The sequence below is a fragment of the Methylobacterium sp. WSM2598 genome (assembly GCF_000379105.1).
Classification (GTDB): Bacteria; Pseudomonadota; Alphaproteobacteria; order Rhizobiales; family Beijerinckiaceae; genus Methylobacterium.
The window spans coordinates 4462011-4479013 of sequence record NZ_KB900609.1; the positions used below are offsets into that span (position 1 = coordinate 4462011).

The following is a 17003-nucleotide window of genomic DNA, read 5'->3' on the forward strand; positions in this document are numbered from 1 at the left end:
TCCCGCATCCCGGCTCCGAGCGTGCGTCGAGCTCACCCTTATCTCAGGCCCGACAAGACGATGTTGGCCACGGCGGCTCCCACGCGCTCAGGCGTCCCGTTGGGAGCCGACTGCGACGGGTTGGCGGCCGCGAATGCGGCGACCGCGCCGGCCATCGCGCGCAGATTGTCGGGCTGGCGCGGATCACGCGCGATGGCCGTCGCTTCCCGCTCAAGCCGAACGTTGCAGGCTTTCGCGGGAAGTCCCCTGCTGGGCGTGCACGCGTCATGGCGCGCGCAGGCCGCGTCGAGGGCATCGATCGGCGGCAGGGGAGCGTTGTTGCCGGGCCCGCAATAGTTGCCGTGCACGAGGATCTTCGGGCCGCCGATGGACGCTGGCTCGGCGGAAGACGACGTCACCCCGCAGATGGCCAGCAGGAGCGGGGCGATGCTTGTCATGGCGGCCGTGCGAAACGTCATGGTGGGGGTCCTCCGCACCCGTGCCGTGAATGAGGTCAGTCGGCATCGGGAAGCGGGGGAGAGAAGATCAACACGGTCCGGCATTCTGCTGTGCGATACGGCACAGCAGGCTGGTCGCGGGAAGTTGCGCGGAGGAGGTGGCTTGCTGCCGCCGATGGATCCGAAGAGCGGGCCGGGTCTGGGTTGAGAGGTCGGGCCCGCGCGGCTGGGCCGCCCTGTCAGGCTTCGCGAAACTGCCGAGCCCGCGCCTTGAGCGGACGCGGCGTCCCGAAGGCCCGTGGCTCGGCGGGATGGACGGCAGCCGACGTCCAGCGGGTGCTCGTGCGACGGGAGGTCGAGGGTGGCGGCCCGACGACTCTGCGAACGGGTTGAGGCCGGGCCGCCACGGCCATGCGGCTCTCGCCGTGGCTTATTACTGTCAATAATGATGGTTGCGAGCGGGGGCAAGTCGACGGCGTCACCACGCTCGGGCGCGTGCGACGGCGCGCAGGACGGCCTGCGCCCCGGATCCGCATCCTGAAGCGTCGCAAGCGGAGCAATAATCGACGCAATCGCCCCGCAACGGCTGAGCTTTAGAGGTCCACGTCACGGACGGTCGTCGATGACCGCGCAAGGGGGACCTGCTCATGCTGGACATCATCCGGATCATCGCGGCGGCGGCCGTTCTCGTCGTCTGGAGCCACGCGGCTCCCACACTCGCCGCGACCGATGCCGCTGCCCCGCGGACCGAGCCGGCGACTGACGCGCCGTTCGCGGCGGAGATGACCTGCCCGCTGCGGGCGTGGCCGTACATCGGCTGAGCGGCGCTGCTCCAACCCTGAATGGGTTCATCCGCTCCGCAGGAACGGCCCAGACATTCGCGGTCCGGTCGATCTCGCTCCAGCCCGCCGAGCACCTCGCCCGACCGCGGCGCGTTCGGAATGCAGAGCTCCAGCGCCAGGGCCGCGAGGAACGCCGGCACGTCCTCGAACGGGATGGCCGCCGGGCGCCGCGGGAGCCCCGCGCCGCGCCGACCGGCCCGAACGGATCGCCCGCAACCGCATCTCCCGAATCCGACGGATTGCGTCGCCATGCGGATGTCGGCTTCGCTCGAGCGCCGCGCGGGCGCGTGATCCGGGATCCGGGATCCGCTTGGATCAACCCGATTCCGGATCAGTCGCGCCCGTCGAAGCGGGCGCCGACGCAGCCCGCGGCGAGGAGCGCGGCGCCGATGCCCGCCGCGCAGGCGGGCCAGCCGAAGCGGTCGAAGACCGCCCCGAGCACGATGCTGCCGACGAGGCCGCCGGCGAAGTAGGCCGCGAGGTAGAGCCCGCTCGCGGCGCCCCGGTCGCCCTCGGCGGCCTGCCCGACGGAGCCCGTCGCCACGGCCTGCGCGAAGAAGGTGCCGGCCGCCACCAGGGTCAGCCCGGCGAGGAGGGGGACGAGGTGGGAGGCGAGCAGGAGCGGCAGCCCGGCCCCCGCCACGACGAGGCCGAGCCGGAGCGCCCGGCGCGGCCCGAGCCGCGGCACGACCCGGCCGGCGAGCGGCGTCGTCGCCAGGGCGGGCAGGAAGACGAGGCAGACGAGCCCGAGCGCCATCTGGTCGAGGCCGAAAGGTGCCCTCGCCAGGACGAAGGCGACGAAGGTGAAGGTCCCGATGAAGGCGAACAGGATGCAGAACCCGACCGCGAAGGCGGCGAGCAGCCTCGGATTGCCGGCGTGGCGCGCGAGCGTGGCCAGGGCCGCGCGCCGCACGGGCGGCATCGGCACCAGGGCGGTGGCGTGGGTGAGCCCGACCGCGACCAGCCCGGCCCCCGCGAGGTTGAGGCCGGCCAGCACCAGGAAGGTGGGGCCGAGCCCGAGATGCTCGGCCGCGCCCGCCGCGAGGAGGCGCCCGCCCAGATTCGAGGCGACGTTGCCGGTGACGTAGGCCGCGAAGGCGCTCGCCGCCAGGGAGGGGCCGCAATGCTCGCCGAGATAGGCCAGGGTGAGCGTGAAGGCGCTCGCCATGCACAGGCCCTGGGCGACGCGCAGGAGCGCGAAGGCGGTGAGGTCGGGCGCGGCGCACAGGAGAGCGGTCGGCAGGGTCAGGAGCACGAGGCTCGCCACGATGCCGCGGCGCCGGTCGAGGCGGCGCCCCGCCACGGCGACGCCGAGGCTCGCCGCGGCCATGCCGCAGGTGCAGGCGTTCACCGCGAGGCCCATCGCGGCCGGAGCGACCGCGTAGGCCCGGGCGAGGGCCGGCAGGATCGCCTGGGCGGCGAAGAGGTCGGCGAGAGTCAGGAAGGCGATGAGGCCGATCAGCAGGGAGCGGACGCGCTGCGGCGACAGGCCGGCGGGCCGCTCGGCGGGGCCGAGGGCGGGGGAGGCGGTCATGGGTCGGGGCTCCCGCGGAGGGGCCCGGGCGGGGGCGTCCGCCGCCCGCCCGGGACGGGCTCACATCACGTGCGGATCCTCCTTCTCGGGGAACAGGTCGGCCGAGATCAGGGTGACGGGCTTGCTCGACTCGTTCTTCCACCAATGGGCCACGTCCCGGGTCTCTCGCGAGACGTCGCCCGCGCGGTGGACGATAGGCACCGCGCAGGTCGAGGCGTGCTCCACGATCGTGCCCTGCACGACGTAGATCAGGGCGGGCCGGTTCTCGTGGCTGTGGAACGGCACGATCCCGCCGGGCTGCACGACCAGCCTGCGGATGCGGAAGCTGCGGCCCGGCACCGCGACGCCGCTCTCCTTGGCGAGGTCGAGGGCGCCGAGCACCGTGTCGGTGACGCCCACCGGCGCGCCCGGGCCGCCCGGGCCGGCGCCGGACCGGCCCTGACCGGCGGGGCAGGCGCCGGCCCAGGCGGGACCGGCCCAGGCAAGGCCGGCCAAGGTGAGGCCGGCCAAGGTGAGGCCGGCTGAGGCGAAACCGACCCAAGCGGCCGCGAGCAGCGCCAGCAGCGACGGACGGGGGCACTTTTGCGCGCGCATCATCATCGATCTCCATGCGTGACCCGCAGCCGGTTCGCTCCGGCTGCCTTGGACCGACGATGGGCGCGCCCGGGACCGGGGTGAAATGCCGATCCGGTCTCGTCTCCATAGCCAAACGCTATGGGAACCGGGCGGGCCGCGGGCATAGTCTCGCGGAGGGTCGGGCCGCGCCGCGGGAGGGCGCGGGAGGCCCGCGCGCCCGAATCCGCTCGGGTCGCCGCGGGATCTCCTCTACCCTGGCGAGCGGACGCCGCGCGGGGCCGTCATCGGTGATCGGGAGGCCGGAATGGGAGAGACCGGAACGGTCACGCCGCTGCGGGCGCGCCTGGGCGCCCGCCTGGACCAGCTCGACGGCGCCTACAGGGCGAGCATGGAGGCGGCCGTCGCCCATCTGCGCAGCAGCGGGATGGCGGCCCGCGCCAAGCTGGCCGGGGATCGCGCCCCCGACTTCGCCCTGCCCGATCCGGACGGCGCGACCCTGTCCCTCGCCGAGCGGCTGCGGGCGGGTCCCGTCATCCTCAGCTTCTTCCGCGGCGAGTGGTGCTCCTTCTGCCGCATCGAGATGGACGCCCTGCTGGCGGCGCTGCCGGACTTCACCGCCGCGGGGGCGAGCCTCGTCATGGTCTCGCCGCAGGGCTCCTCCGAGACCCTGCTGGCGCGCAGCCGCGGCGTCCCGGGCCTGACCGTGCTGAAGGACCCGATGAACGGCGTCGGGCTGCAATACGGGCTGATCTTCCGCATGCCGGACGTCCTGCGCGAGGCCCTGCTCGCGCTCGGGGTCGACCTCTCGCACGTCTACGGCACGGATGCGTGGCTGCTCCCGATCCCGGCCACCTACCTGATCCGCCGGGACGGGACCATCGCGCTCGCCCACACGGACCCGGACTTCACCCGGCGCCTCGACCCGGACGACATCCTGGCGGCCCTGCGCGCCCTGTCCGCCTGAGCCGCGCCCGGCCAAGCGGACCCGCGCGAGGCAAGGCTGCCGAGACCGTCGACTGCCGAGCATTGTCGCCGCCGGACCGCTCATCCGACATCCGGTCGATGGCGTCGCCATCTCCCATTTCGGCCGTGCGGGTGTCGGCTTCGCTCAGGCGCCGCGCTCAGGCGCCGCGCGGGCTCGTGATCCGGGATCCGCTTCGATCAAGCGGATCCCGGATCAGGCGACCCGGTCCGTCGCCCGGCGCCTTTCGGGCGAGGCGCGCGCGGCCGCCCGCCGCACCAGGACGGCGAGCGCCGGCGAGTGGCGCCGGCCCGCCACCGTGGGGAGGACGACCCGGTGGCACAGGGGAAGGTCGGCGAGCGGGCGGAAGGGAAGCTGCCGGGCGCGGGCGATGCTCTCCGGCCACAGGATGCAGCCGAGGCCCTCGCGGACGAGCCCGGCGAGCCAGCGCTCGTCCGCGCTGGCGTGGCGGGCGACCCGGTTGATGCCCCGCGCCTCCATGGCGGCGGCGATCGCCTCCTCGTGGCGGCAGCCGAGCCGCACGATCAGCGGCTCCCCGTCGAGATCCTCCAGCACCAGCTCGCCCTGCGCCTCGAACCGGTGGCCGGGCGCGAAGGCGACGCAGAACATGTCCTCGGCGATCGGCCGCAGGTCGAAGCGCTCGTGGCGGCCCCCGGCCTCGCCGAGGGGCGCGAGCAGGGCGGCGTCGACCTCGCCCGCGATCAGCCGCTCCTCGATGGCGGCGGACGGGCCGATCTCGACCTGGAGGGTCAGGCCCGCGATCTCCGCCGAGACGGCCGAGAGCAGGGGCGCGCCCGTCTCGGCCGCGATGGTGGAGCAGGCCCCGATCGTGAGCTGCCCGGTCTCGCGCTTGCGGAAGCTCTGCGCCTGCCGCTTGGCGGTCTCGGCCGCCTCCAGGGCGGCCCGCAGGTGGGGCTGCATCAGGCGGCCGAGTTCGGTCAGGTGCGTGTGGGCGCGCTCGCGGCGGAAGAGCGGGCCGCCGAGCTCGTCCTCCAGCTTCTGGATCGCGCGGGTGAGCGAGGGCTGCGCCACGTGCAGGCGCTCGGCCGCGCGGGTGAAGTTCAGGTGCTCGGCCACCGCGAGGAAGTAGCGGACCTGATGCATTTCCATGCGCTCACCCCACCCGGTGCGACCCGCGCCGACCGCGGCGAGGCGCCGGGGGCAGGAGCGCCGTCGGCCGGAGCCGAACGCGATCTCCACCGCTCTCCGGATGGGTCGCGGGCCGGCCTCGACGCTGTGGGCCAGTCGAGCGGCGGATATCGTCGCCCCGCGCGCGGTCCAGCGGACCGTAATGCATCGCTTCGGGGAAGGCGAGCGCACGGGCTGAACTTCCGCGAGGCCGCGGGCGCCGCGAGGGACCCCTTCGAGAGCTTGCGGCGAACTCCATGGCCGGTCACCTCGCGCGGGATATCGGGCGCGCCGAGGCGGCCGCGGGCCGCGGCGGGTATCGAAATCATAGCCACTCGCGAATTCTGCCCGGGCGCCCTCGGTGCTCTGATGGGGCTGCCGCCGGATGGCGGCGCGCCGGAGATTGCCATGAACCGCCTCCTCATCGCCGGGCTCGCGCTCTGCCTCGCGGGTCCCGCCCTCGCCCGGAACACCGGCAGCGGCCAGCAGACGGGCGGGCCCGCCCGGGACCGCATCAGCGCGACCGGCGGCCCGCCGAGGCCCGCGACCGCGCCCGACCCGAGGCGGCTCGGCTCCGGCAGCCATGCCGGCGGGCCGCTCAACAACCGCCTGTCCGCGACCGGGCCGGGCGGCGCGGTCCCGGTGGCCGCGCGCCAGCCCGGCCCGCGCCGGGACGGCTCCGGGTCGCGCGCGGGCGGCCCGCTCAACCGCTGATCCGGGATCCGCTTGATCGAAGCGGATCCCGGATCACGAGCCCGCGCGGCGCCTGAGCGCGGCGCCTGAGCGAAGCCGACATCCGCATGGCCGAAATCGGAGATGGCGACGCCATCAACAGGATGTCGGATGACCCATCACCCCAGGGAGCCGGTCATGAACGCGATGAATCCGATCCATGCGCCGGCCGCCGACCGGCGCATCCCGCGGGACCTCGGCCAGGTCGTCCTCGTGCTCCAGGGCGGCGGCGCCCTCGGCGCCTACCAGGTCGGCGTCTACCGCGCCCTGCACGAGGCCGGGATCGAGCCCGACTGGGTGATCGGCACCTCGATCGGCGCGATCAACGGCGGCCTCATCGCCGGCAACCCGCCCGAGCGGCGCCTGGAGCGCCTCTCCGCCTTCTGGCGCCGCGTCGCGCACGATGCCGTGCGCGCCCACCTCTCCGCCTGGCCCGGCCTCGGCCCGGCCAGCGCCCACTGGGCGACGCTGATGCGGGGCGTGGCGGGCTTCTTCGCGCCCAACCCCTTCGCGCTCGCCAATCCCCACTGGCCGCTCGGCCCCGAGGCGGCCGGCTACTACACGACCGCGCCGCTGCGGGAGACGCTGGCCGGGCTCGTGGACCTCGCGCAGCTCAACGGCGGCCCCTGCCGGCTGACGGTCGGGGCGGCGAACGTGCGCACCGGCCAGATGCGCTACTTCGACAGCCGCGAGGAGGCCCTCGACCTGCGCCACGTCGCGGCCTCCGGGGCGCTGCCGCCGGCCTTCCCGCCGGTGCGCATCGGCGACGACCTCTACTGGGACGGCGGCATCCTCTCGAACACGCCCGTGGAGGCAGTGTTCGACGACAACCCGCGGCGCGACGCGGTCGTGTTCGCGGTCCACATGTGGAACCCGTCCGGGCCGGAACCGCGAACCCTCTGGGAGGTCGTCAACCGCCAGAAGGACCTGCAATACGCGAGCCGCGCCCACAGCCACATCGCGCGCCAGAAGCAGATGCACCGGCTCCGCCACGTGATCTCGGAACTCGCCCGGCGCCTGCCCGGGGACTTGGCGGCCGATCCGGAGATCGCGGCCCTCGCCGCCCATGGCTGCCTCACCCGCATGCACGTGGTGCGCCTCCTCGCCCCGCGGCTGGAGGCGGAGGACCACCTGCGCGACATCGACTTCAGCCCGACCGGGATCCGCCTGCGCGAGGAGGCGGGCTACCTGCACGCGCGGCAGGTGCTCGCCGAGGCGCCCTGGACCCGCGAGGTCGACGCCCTCGAAGGCTTCGTGCTGCACGAGGCCGATGCGGGCCACGCCGCCGTGACCCGGTGAGGCGCCCATGTCGCGCACGGCCTCCCCCCTGCCGGAGGAAACCCGGCTCGCGGCCGCGATGGCCGCCGCGCAGGGCGGCGACGCCCGCGCCTATCGAACCCTGCTGCGCGACTGCGTGCCGGTCATCGCGGCCGTGGCGCGGGCCCAGGGCGTCCCTGCCTCCGCGGTGGACGACATCGTGCAGGAGACGCTCCTCACGCTGCACCGGGCCCGCGCCACCTACGACCCGGACCGCCCGTTCCTGCCGTGGCTGCGCGCCCTCGCCCAGCGCCGGAGCGTCGACCACCTGCGACGCTCCGCCCGCCGGGTCGCGGAGGTGCACGCGCCCCTGGCCCTCGAGGGCGCCGCCGACCCCGCGCCGCTCGCCCTCGACCGGCTCGCGGGGCGCGAGCGGCACTCCCGCCTCGCCCGGGCGATCGAGGCGCTGCCCGGCGCGCAGAGGCTGGCGGTCGAGCAGCTCGTGGTGCGGGAGCGCTCCCTCGCCGAGGCGGCGGCCGGGACGGGGCGCAGCAAGGGCTCGCTGAAGGTCAACCTCCACCGCGCCCTCCGGACCCTGCGGGCGATGCTGTCGGGGGACGGGGAGGGGGAGCGGGAGGGAGAGGGGGAGGGCGCGGGCTCCGGGACCCTGCCGGCGCAGCGCCGAAGCGTCGCGATTGATCGCCGGCCCGGTGCGTCCGCATCCTGGGCCGTCGGCGCACCATCACGAAGGGGGAACGACATGCCCGTCCCGGCAGCTCTCCGTCCGGCGCTCGCCGCGCCCGCCCGCGCTCCCTCGGACCGGAGATCCAGGCGGTGACGCGCCGATCGCCGAACCCTCCGCCGGGACCGGGCGCGGCGGTCCGCTCCCGCCTCGCCCCGCTCTGGCGCGGCTACCTGCGGCTCCTGCGGGCCGCCCTGGCGGCCCTGGCCACCGCGATCCTCCTGGTCCTCGGCCTGTTCTTCGTGAACTACGTCGTCCTCTCGACGCCGAAGGCCGCGGCCTACCGCAACCTCGACCCGTCCGTCCCCGAGTGCCGCGAGGGGCTCGGCCAGGGCTGGACCATCCTGGCGGAGACCGGGCGGGGGCTGATCGGGCCGGCCGCCATCGACGACGGCGGGTGGCGCGACGCCAGCAACGACGAGGACGCCGCGATCGCCGCCGACCCGCGCTGGGGCACCCGCTTCCGCTGCGCCCTGCAGCGCCACGTCATCCCGGCCGAGCGGCCGGGCGCCGCGGCGATCGACTACACGCTGGGCTTCCTGGAATTCCAGGAGGACGGCGAGCCCTACGCGCTCGTGTCGGGGGGCGCCGGCGACGACGATGTCGAGAGCACGACCGCCATGCTCAGCCGGGCCGTGGAGGCCCAGATGATCGCGCGCGGCGGGCGCGCCGCCGGCATCCGGCCGGTGATCACCCAGCTCGACGCGCTCGTGCGCCACCTCTCGACCGGGTCGCACTACGTCCTGGTCTTCGTGCACGGCTGGCGGCACGACGCGCGCATCGGCGACCGGAACGTGGCCGACCTCCGGCTCTACGCCGCGCACGCCGCCCGCTTCCTGCAGCAGCGCTGCCCGAGCGATCCGAGGGCGTGCGAGACCAAGGTCACCGGCATCTACGTCGGCTGGCGCGGCGCGCGCGTGGACGAGCGGGGCCTGCGGCGCCTGTTCGGGGACGCACTCGGCGGCGCCTTCGGCGGCCTCTCGGCCGGCGCCACCCTGTTCGACCGCAAGCCCGTCAGCGAGGCGATTGCCCCGGCGGCGATCTCGGCCCTGCGCGCGATCGAATCGGTGCTCGCCGCGCCGCGCCCGGACGGCCGCGAGCGCGACAACCGCCTCGTCGTCGCGGGGCACAGCCTCGGCGGCAACATGCTGGCGACCGGTCTCCGGGACGACGTGCTGAAGGCGGTGGCGCGGCACCGCTTCGGCGAGGTGATGCCGCCGGTCCTCGGCAACCTCGTCCTGCTGATCAACCCGGCCTCGGAAGCGAGCAAGTGGACGGCGATCCAGCGCGCGGTCTGGCAGCGCATCGCGCTCCACCCCGACGAGCACACGCCGGCGGCCGAGGTCGCCCGCGACACCGGCTTCTTCCCGCCCGAGCAGCGCCCCGTGATGGTGTCCGTCACCGCCGCCCTCGCCTTCCCGGCGGGCGGCTTGCGGCCGGGGGACTGCGCCTGGATCGGCCTCGACCTTGAGGACGGGTTCGAGGCCGCGCGGCGGCGCATCCGCCAGAGGCTGGCGAGTACCGACACGATGTTCCAGTCCGGCGTCGACTACGACTGGGCGACGCACGACCTCTTCCCGGTCTTCAAGCTCGATTTCCGCCCGGGCGCCGGGTTCCTCGACCGCCTCGCCGCCCGCTTCGAGGGCCGCCCGCCGCGGGGGATGAGCTGCGCCCCGCCCAGGCCCGCCGGGATCCTCGACCGGCTCCTCACGCTGCCGCTGCGAGCCCTCTCGGTCCTGGCCGAGACCTTCCCGTTCCAGGTGAGCCTGAGGGAGGAATCCCACACGATCGGCAACCTCGATCCGCCGCGGCCGGCGGCCGGCGTGCTCGCGGACGCGCAGCCCTCGGCCGCGCCCTTCGGCACCACCCACGAGCTGCTCGGCCTGCAGGAGGCGGGCGTCGAGCGCCACCATCCCTACGCCACGCTCGCCGACGCGGCGATCGACTGCCCGCGCAGCGACGGCTGGCTGACGCGGGCGCGCGCCCGGCGGCGGGACCGGCACGGGGCATTCTGGGACAGCGAGGATCCCGGCCCGCCCGACGCACCCGAGCGCGCCGCGGGCCGTCCGGCGGCGCGCTTCCTGCACGGCCTGCCCCTGACCGGCATCGCGCCGATCACGCTTGCCAACGACCCGTTCTGGAACGTGCGCGCCTTCGACAACGCCCTGTCGCGCCACGACGGCTACCGGCTGTCCTCCTTCATCTGCGCGATGAGCCAGCTCGTGATGGATGACATCACGGAATCCTCCCCGCGCATGATCGACCGGACGGGCCCCGCGGACCGGCAGGTTCTCGACGCGAGGCCCTGACCCGGGCGGCTCAGCAGCCGCGGCAGATCGCGGTGGCGATCAGGCGGGCGAGGTCCCGGCTGCGGCGGTCGAGATCGGGCCGCGTGCCGGCGCCGCGCGTCGAGGGCCGCACCGTCCGGCTTGGTCGTGTCGAGCGAGGTCACGTGCCGGACCACCGGCCGGCTGAGCGCGGGCGGGCGTGAGGCCGGCCGGGAGCCCGGGTCGATCTCGGCCAGGGCGGGCGTCCCGAGGGACAGGGCGAGGGCGAGGGCGGCGAGGCGGCGCATGGGGCTTCTCCGGGTCGGGGGGTCAGGCGCCGAACGCGACGGCCATGAGGCCGAAGAAGGCCGCCAGCGTGCCGATCACGGGCGCCAGGGCGGCGAGGGGGCGGGTCTCGGTCATCGATCGTCTCCGGTGTCGCGGCGCGTCCCGCGCGCCGTGACCCTGAGTGCCGGTGGCGAGACCCGCCCGTGTGCGGCCGCGCACGCCCGGGCGCGAGCCCGCCTCGGAGCCCGCCGAACCGGTTCGGCGGCTGTTACCGCGATCGCGGTGAGAGGGTGCGGGTGCGCGAAGCCGAGCCTGGGCGCGATGCGCCGTCGCCGCGGTCCATCGGCACCACCCGCGGCACCGTGCCCCAGGACGCCATCGGCCGAATGGTGCGCTGCCGGCGCGATGCGCTCGCGATCGGGTCCGTCGCGCCGCCTGCAAGGCACAGCCAAGCAGTAAAGCAACGGCCGTGTGTTGGGCGGGGCGACATGATGGGGTGTTGTCCAACCCGGATTCGTGGTGTATATGGTTTGCTGTATAGTCGTGGTGCGACACATTCGGGCAATCTGAAGCGATTGTGACTTGCCTGGGAGGTTCGGGATCGGGTCCCATGGAACGTCCGCAGTCAGCAAGTCGGCACTGCCTCTCGTGCGACCAACACACGATCTAGAAATATCGAACTGAATCAGTTCACTACCCCAACGTATGTGCCCGATCGATGACTCGGTACACCGTAAGACCGCGTGCCAGGAATACTGCATGCCAAGCGTCAGGGCATGCCAAGTGTCAGGACGCCCTGCCCGGCGGGAAGGGCGGCAAACCCGGTGGCCGCGCCGAGGCGGACGCACCGGCGCGGAGGATCCGGGAGCCGGCTCGGTCCCGCGATCTCCGCTTGGACAGGTCCCCGCGGGTGGCGGGAGGTCGGCCGAGAGGGGTGGTGGGACGGACTCGGCAATGGATCGACGCGCCGCCGCGGATCCCTCGGGCCGCCGCGGATCCCTCGGCGGGCGGGCGCGCTGCATCGAGGCTTGGCGGTTTCGTGCCCACGCGGCGGGTGTGCTCCTCTTCTTCAAGGACGAAGCAAATGCCAAGCACGTTCGCGTCTGCCACGCAGAGTGAGGGCGGGGCCGTGGCCGAGAGGGCCGATAAGATCCGCCAGCATATCAGGAACATGCTTCGCAGGCTCAACAGCCTGAGGGGGGAATCGGAGAAATCGACCTCGGCGTGACCGCTCCGGACGGGGCGTGTCGGCGCACCGGGGAGGAATCCGCAGCATTCGGGCCTGGTGATGCTGCGAAGCGATCGTGGGGGCCCGTCGTTGCAGGGCTCCCCGGACACCCTCCGGGCGAGCGGAGGGCCGCGCATCGGGACGGACGCGCGCGATTCCGACGGTGACGTGGCCGGATCCGGCCCGGGGAGCCGGGCGTCGGCTGCCCATCATTCGCCGCAGCGGTGACCGCTGCGGCGAATGATCCGGGACCAAGAGCCTGAGCAGAATCGCATGGGGCAATTCCGCTCAGGCGGCCTCGACGAGGTCGTCGCGCGGCGCGACGGACGCGCCGCCATGGTGCCTGAGCGGCCTGTTGCCGCCGAGGCCGCGCAACAGCACGTAGAACACGGGCGTCAGGAAGAGCCCGAACGCCGTCACGCCGATCATCCCGGAGAAGACCGCGACGCCCATGGCGCTGCGCATCTCCGAGCCGGCCCCGGTCGCGGTGACGAGGGGCAGGACGCCCATGATGAAGGCCATCGAGGTCATCAGGATCGGGCGCAGCCGCAGGCGGCTCGCCTCGATCGCCGCCCGGCGCGGGGAGCGACCGGCGAGTTCCAGCTCGCGGGCGAATTCCACGATCAGGATGGCGTTCTTGGCCGAGAGGCCGACCAGCACGATCAGGCCGATCTGCGTGAAGACGTTGTTGTCCCCCGCCGAGAGCCACACGCCGACCATGGCCGCGAGCAGGCCCATCGGCACGATCAGGAGGATCGCCAGCGGCAGGGCGAGGCTCTCGTACTGCGCGGCCAGCACCAGGAACACCAGGAGCAGCGCGAGCGGGAACACCCAGACTCCCGAATTGCCGGCGATGAATTCCTGGTAGGTGAGGTCGGTCCACTCGAAGGCGAAGCCCCGCGGCAGGGTCTCGGCCGCGATGCGCGCCGCCGCCGCCTGGGCCTGCCCCGACGAGGAGCCGGGGGCCGCGCCCGCGTTGATGTCGGCGGACAGGAAGCCGTTGTAGCGCATGGCCCGCTCCGGGCCGGCGGTCTGCCGGACGCGGAGCAGGGCCGAGAGCGGCACCATCTCGCCCGAGGCGGCGCGCACCTTCAGCAGGCCGACATCGTCCTGGCGAGCGCGGAAGGGCGCGTCGGCCTGCACGCGGACCGAGTAGGTCCGGCCGAACCTGTTGAAGTCGTTCACGTAGAGCGATCCGAGATAGATCTGCAGCGTGTCGAACACGTCCGTCACCGGGATGCCGAGCTGACGCGCCTTCGTGCGGTCGATGTCCGCGAAGAGCTGCGGCACGTTCATCTGGAAGCTCGAGAACAGGCCGGCGAGTTCCGGAGCCTGGGCGGCCCTGGCCATGAAGGCCTGGGTGGCCTCGTTGAGGGCCTCGTAGCCGAGGCCGGCCCGATCCTCGATCTGGAGCTTGAACCCGCCGATCGTGCCGAGCCCGTTGACGGGCGGCGGCGGGAACATCGCGATGAACGCCTCGGGGATCGCGGCGTACTTCGCATTCAGCGATCGCGCGATGGCCGCCCCGCTCAGCGCGGGGTCCCGGCGCTGCTCGAACGGGGTCAGGGTCGAGAACACGATCCCGGAATTCGCGCTGTTGGTGAAGCCGTTGATCGAGAGGCCCGGGAACGCGACGGCGCTCTCGACGCCGGGCTCCCTGAGGGCGATCTCGCTCATGCGGCGGATCACCTCCTCGGTCCGGTCGAGGGTCGCGCCGTCGGGCAGTTGCGCGAAGCCGACGAGGTACTGCTTGTCCTGGGCCGGCACGAAGCCGCCGGGGATCTGGCGGAACAGGAGCGCGGTCGCGCCGACGAGCACGAGGTAGAGGACCATCATCGCCGCCTTGCGCGAGACGACGAGGCCGACCCCGCGCCCGTAGCCGGCGGACGCCGTCCCGAAGGCTCGGTTGAACCGCCGGAAGAACCAGCCGAGCAGCCCGTCCAGGATCCGGGTCAGCCGGTCCTTGGGCGCGCCGTGATCCTTCAGCAGGAGCGCCGAGAGGGCCGGCGAGAGGGTCAGGGAATTCACCGCCGAGATCACCGTCGAGATCGCGATGGTCAGGGCGAACTGCTTGTAGAACTGGCCCGTCAGGCCGCTGATGAAGGCCAGCGGCACGAACACCGCGACGAGGACGAGGGCGATGGCGATGATCGGGCCCGAGACCTCGCGCATGGCGCGGTGGCTGGCCTCCCGCGGCGCCAGCCCGCTCTCGATGTTCCGCTCGACGTTCTCGACCACCACGATGGCGTCGTCGACGACGATGCCGATGGCGAGGACCAGGCCGAACAGGCTCAGCGCGTTGATCGAGAAGCCGAAGGCGTGCATCACCGCGAAGGTGCCGACGATGGAGACCGGCACGGCCAGCAGCGGGATGATCGAGGCCCGCCAGGTCTGCAGGAACAGGATCACGACGAGCACCACGAGGGCGACCGCCTCCAGCAGCGTGTGGATGACCGCCTCGATCGAGGCGCGCACGAACTGCGTCGGGTCGTAGACGATCCGGTAATCGACGCCCTCCGGCATGGTCGTCTTGATCTCCGCCATGGTGCGGCGGACCTCGTCCGAAATCCGGATCGCGTTCGAGCCCGGCGATTGGGAGATCGGGATCGCGACCGCGGACTTGTTGTCGAGGAGCGAGCGCAGGGCGTAGTCGGCGGCGCCGAGTTCGATCCGCGCGAGGTCGCGCAGGCGCGTGATCTCGCCGTCCGGCCCGGTCTTGACGACGATGTCGCCGAACTGCTCCTCGCTGGTCAGGCGGCCCTGCGCGTTCAGCGAGAGCTGCAGGTCCAGGCCGGGAACGGCCGGCGACGCGCCGATCACGCCGGCCGCCGCCTCCACGTTCTGGGCCTGGATCTCGCGCACGACGTCGCCGGCCGAGAGGCCGTGCTCGGCGACCTTCTGGGGGTCGAGCCAGATGCGCATCGCGTAGTCGCCGGACCCGAACAGCTGCACCTGCCCGACGCCGTCGAGGCGGGCCAGGCGGTCCCTGATGTTCAGGACGGCGTAGTTGCGCAGGTAGGTCATGTCGTAGCGGCCGTCCGGCGACAGGAGGTGCACGACCATGGTTAGGTCGGGCGAACTCTTCACCGTGACGATGCCGAGCTGGCGCACGACGGCCGGCAGGCGCGGCTCGGCCTGCGCGACGCGGTTCTGGACCAGCTGCTGGGCCTTGTCGGGGTCGGTGCCGAGCCGGAAGGTGACGGTCAGCGTCATGATGCCGTCCGTCGTGGCTTGGCTCGACATGTAGAGCATGCCCTCGACGCCGTTGATCTGCTCCTCGATCGGCGTCGCGACGGTCTCGGCGATGACCTTCGGATTGGCGCCCGGGAAGGTCGCGCGGACCACCACGGAGGGGGGTACCACGTCCGGATACTCGGAAATCGGCATCGCGAGGAGCGAGAGCAGGCCCGCGATGAAGATGAGCACGGAGAGCACGCCCGCGAAGATCGGGCGGTCGATGAAGAACTTGGAGAGGTTCATGGCGCCCTCCGGGGGCGAGGACGATCGCGGGAAGACGCGGCCGCGGACGGCCGCCGTGAGGGCCTTGTCGGGGATTGGGCCGGGCGGGGACCGGGGAGGCGCCTGCGCCGCGCGCCTGCTCAGCGCTGCGCGAACCTGCTCAGCGCTGCGCGAACCTGCTCAGCGCTGCGCGAACCTGCTCAGCGCTGCGCGAACCTGCTCAGCGCTGCGCGAGCTTGCCCGGAGCGGACGGTCCGTCCTGCGAGGGCGACCGCGCGCCCATGGTCACCGGAGTGGCGCTGACGAGCGTGCCGGGCCGGATGCGCTGCAGCCCATTGACCACGATGCGCTCGCCGGCGGCGAGGCCGGAGGTCACGACCCGCAGGCCGTCGACGGCCCGGCCGAGGGTGATCGCCCGGAGAGCGGCCCGGCCATCCGCGCCCACCACCAGGACGAACTTCTTGTCCTGGTCGGTGCCGACCGCCCGCTCGTCCACGAGCAGGAGCGTCTCGGGCACGGCCTGCCCGAGCCGGATGCGCGCGAACTGCCCGGGCATCAGGCGGCCGTCCCGGTTGGCGAAGCGCGCGCGGACGCGGATCGTCCCGCTGCGCGCGTCGACCCTGTTGTCGATGAACTGGAGGTGGCCCCTGGCGCGGCCGCCATCGGCCGTGACCATCTCGACCGGAACGCGCGCGAGCTTGCCGCGCCCGCTCGACGGCTCGGCGATCGAGGCCAGCGCCCGCAGGACGGTGGCCTCGTCCGCGTCGAAGCTCGCGTCGATCGGATCGACCGAGACGAGGGTCGTCAGCACGGCGGCGCCCGCCCCGGTCGCCACGAGGTTGCCGGGCGTGATCTCGCGGCGCCCGACGCGGCCGGCCACGGCCGCCCGGACCTCCGTGTAGTCGAGATTGAGGCGCGCCGCCTGAAGCGCCGCCCTCGCGGCCTCCAGGCTCGCCTTCGCCTCCTTGAACGCGTTGGCCCGGACGTCGAGGTCGCGCGCCGTGACGATGCGCTGGTCCGACAGGCGCTGCCCGCGCGCGAAGTCGCTCGCCGTCAGGGCGAGGCGCGCCTCGGCGCCGGCCGCTTGAGCCTCCAGGCGCTGCACCTCGGCCGCGTAGGGCGCGGGGTCGATCGTCACCAGGAGGTCCCCGGCCTTGACCATCTCGCCCTCGACGAAGTGGGTGGCCTGGACCGCGCCGCCGACCCGCGCCCTCACGTCGATGCGGTCGACGGCCTCCAGGCGCCCCGAGAACTCGTCCCAGAGGCGGATCTCGCGCGGTTCGACGGCGGCGACGGCGGCCGGCGCGGCCTGCTCGGCGGGCGGCGTCGCCGCGACGGCCCGGGTCCCGCGCAGCAGCGCCGGCGACGCGACGTGGTAGGATGCGCCCGCCAGCAGCGCGAGCAGGAGGCCGGCCGCGAGGCCGGGGCGGAGACGAGAGCGGGAGGAGCGGGCAGGGGAAGCGGAAGGGGAGGCGTCACGCTGAGGGGTCACGACCGACTCCGACATCTGTATGGTTCGCTACACATGTCG

The 17003-nt window shown here is 73.5% G+C and carries 12 protein-coding genes; 6 read left to right on the forward strand and 6 right to left on the reverse strand.

Annotated elements, in window-relative coordinates:
- Positions 1-38: 38 nt before the first annotated feature.
- Positions 39-458, reverse strand: coding sequence for a hypothetical protein (locus MET2598_RS0121165; RefSeq protein WP_018262260.1), 420 nt, complete (start codon positions 456-458; stop codon positions 39-41).
- 626 nt (positions 459-1084) lie between these two features.
- Between MET2598_RS0121165 and MET2598_RS42270 the strand changes: the two genes are divergently transcribed.
- The gene (locus MET2598_RS42270; RefSeq protein WP_012331293.1) at positions 1085-1258 is read left to right on the forward strand and encodes a hypothetical protein; all 174 of its coding nucleotides are present in this window, start codon (positions 1085-1087) and stop codon (positions 1256-1258) included.
- Between the two features lie 352 nt (positions 1259-1610).
- Here MET2598_RS42270 and MET2598_RS0121175 read toward each other — a convergent pair whose 3' ends face one another.
- Both MET2598_RS0121175 and MET2598_RS0121180 read right to left on the reverse strand, forming a co-directional pair.
- Positions 1611-2813 (reverse strand): MFS transporter, encoded by a 1203-nt coding sequence (locus tag MET2598_RS0121175; protein WP_018262261.1) that lies wholly within the window; start codon positions 2811-2813, stop codon positions 1611-1613.
- A gap of 60 nt (positions 2814-2873) precedes the next feature.
- On the reverse strand, positions 2874-3413 hold the full coding sequence (locus tag MET2598_RS0121180) for a cupin domain-containing protein (RefSeq protein ID WP_018262262.1): 540 nt from the start codon (positions 3411-3413) through the stop codon (positions 2874-2876).
- A 280-nt stretch (positions 3414-3693) separates the two neighbouring features.
- Between MET2598_RS0121180 and MET2598_RS0121185 the strand changes: the two genes are divergently transcribed.
- The gene (locus tag MET2598_RS0121185; RefSeq protein ID WP_012331290.1) at positions 3694-4353 is read left to right on the forward strand and encodes a peroxiredoxin-like family protein; all 660 of its coding nucleotides are present in this window, start codon (positions 3694-3696) and stop codon (positions 4351-4353) included.
- 213 nt (positions 4354-4566) lie between these two features.
- On the opposite strand, the gene MET2598_RS0121190 is transcribed toward MET2598_RS0121185, so the two are convergent.
- Positions 4567-5481 carry a LysR family transcriptional regulator gene (locus MET2598_RS0121190; protein WP_236728773.1) on the reverse strand — a complete coding sequence of 305 codons (915 nt, stop codon included), beginning with the start codon at positions 5479-5481 and terminating at the stop codon, positions 4567-4569.
- Positions 5482-5907: 426 nt separating this feature from the next.
- On the opposite strand from MET2598_RS0121190, the gene MET2598_RS0121195 reads away from it, so the two are divergent.
- The 4 genes from MET2598_RS0121195 (at position 5908) to MET2598_RS0121210 (ending at position 10539) form a co-directional block, all read left to right on the forward strand.
- A complete protein-coding gene (locus MET2598_RS0121195) occupies positions 5908-6213 on the forward strand; it encodes a hypothetical protein (protein WP_012331288.1) in 306 nt (101 codons plus the stop codon).
- A gap of 156 nt (positions 6214-6369) precedes the next feature.
- On the forward strand, positions 6370-7530 hold the full coding sequence (locus MET2598_RS0121200; RefSeq protein ID WP_018262264.1) for a patatin-like phospholipase family protein: 1161 nt from the start codon (positions 6370-6372) through the stop codon (positions 7528-7530).
- Between the two features lie 7 nt (positions 7531-7537).
- Complete coding sequence (locus tag MET2598_RS0121205; protein ID WP_018262265.1) at positions 7538-8326, forward strand: RNA polymerase sigma factor; 789 nt, start codon at positions 7538-7540, stop codon at positions 8324-8326.
- Complete coding sequence (locus MET2598_RS0121210; RefSeq protein WP_018262266.1) at positions 8323-10539, forward strand: hypothetical protein; 2217 nt, start codon at positions 8323-8325, stop codon at positions 10537-10539. Before MET2598_RS0121205 ends, MET2598_RS0121210 begins: the two co-directional genes overlap by 4 nt.
- Before the next feature lie 1762 nt (positions 10540-12301).
- Here the strand turns inward: MET2598_RS0121210 and MET2598_RS0121230 are convergent.
- Positions 12302-15493, reverse strand: a complete 3192-nt coding sequence (locus MET2598_RS0121230; protein WP_012331283.1) for an efflux RND transporter permease subunit — start codon at positions 15491-15493, stop codon at positions 12302-12304.
- A gap of 199 nt (positions 15494-15692) precedes the next feature.
- Positions 15693-16979, reverse strand: a complete 1287-nt coding sequence (locus MET2598_RS0121235; RefSeq protein ID WP_018262270.1) for an efflux RND transporter periplasmic adaptor subunit — start codon at positions 16977-16979, stop codon at positions 15693-15695.
- Positions 16980-17003 lie beyond the last annotated feature (24 nt).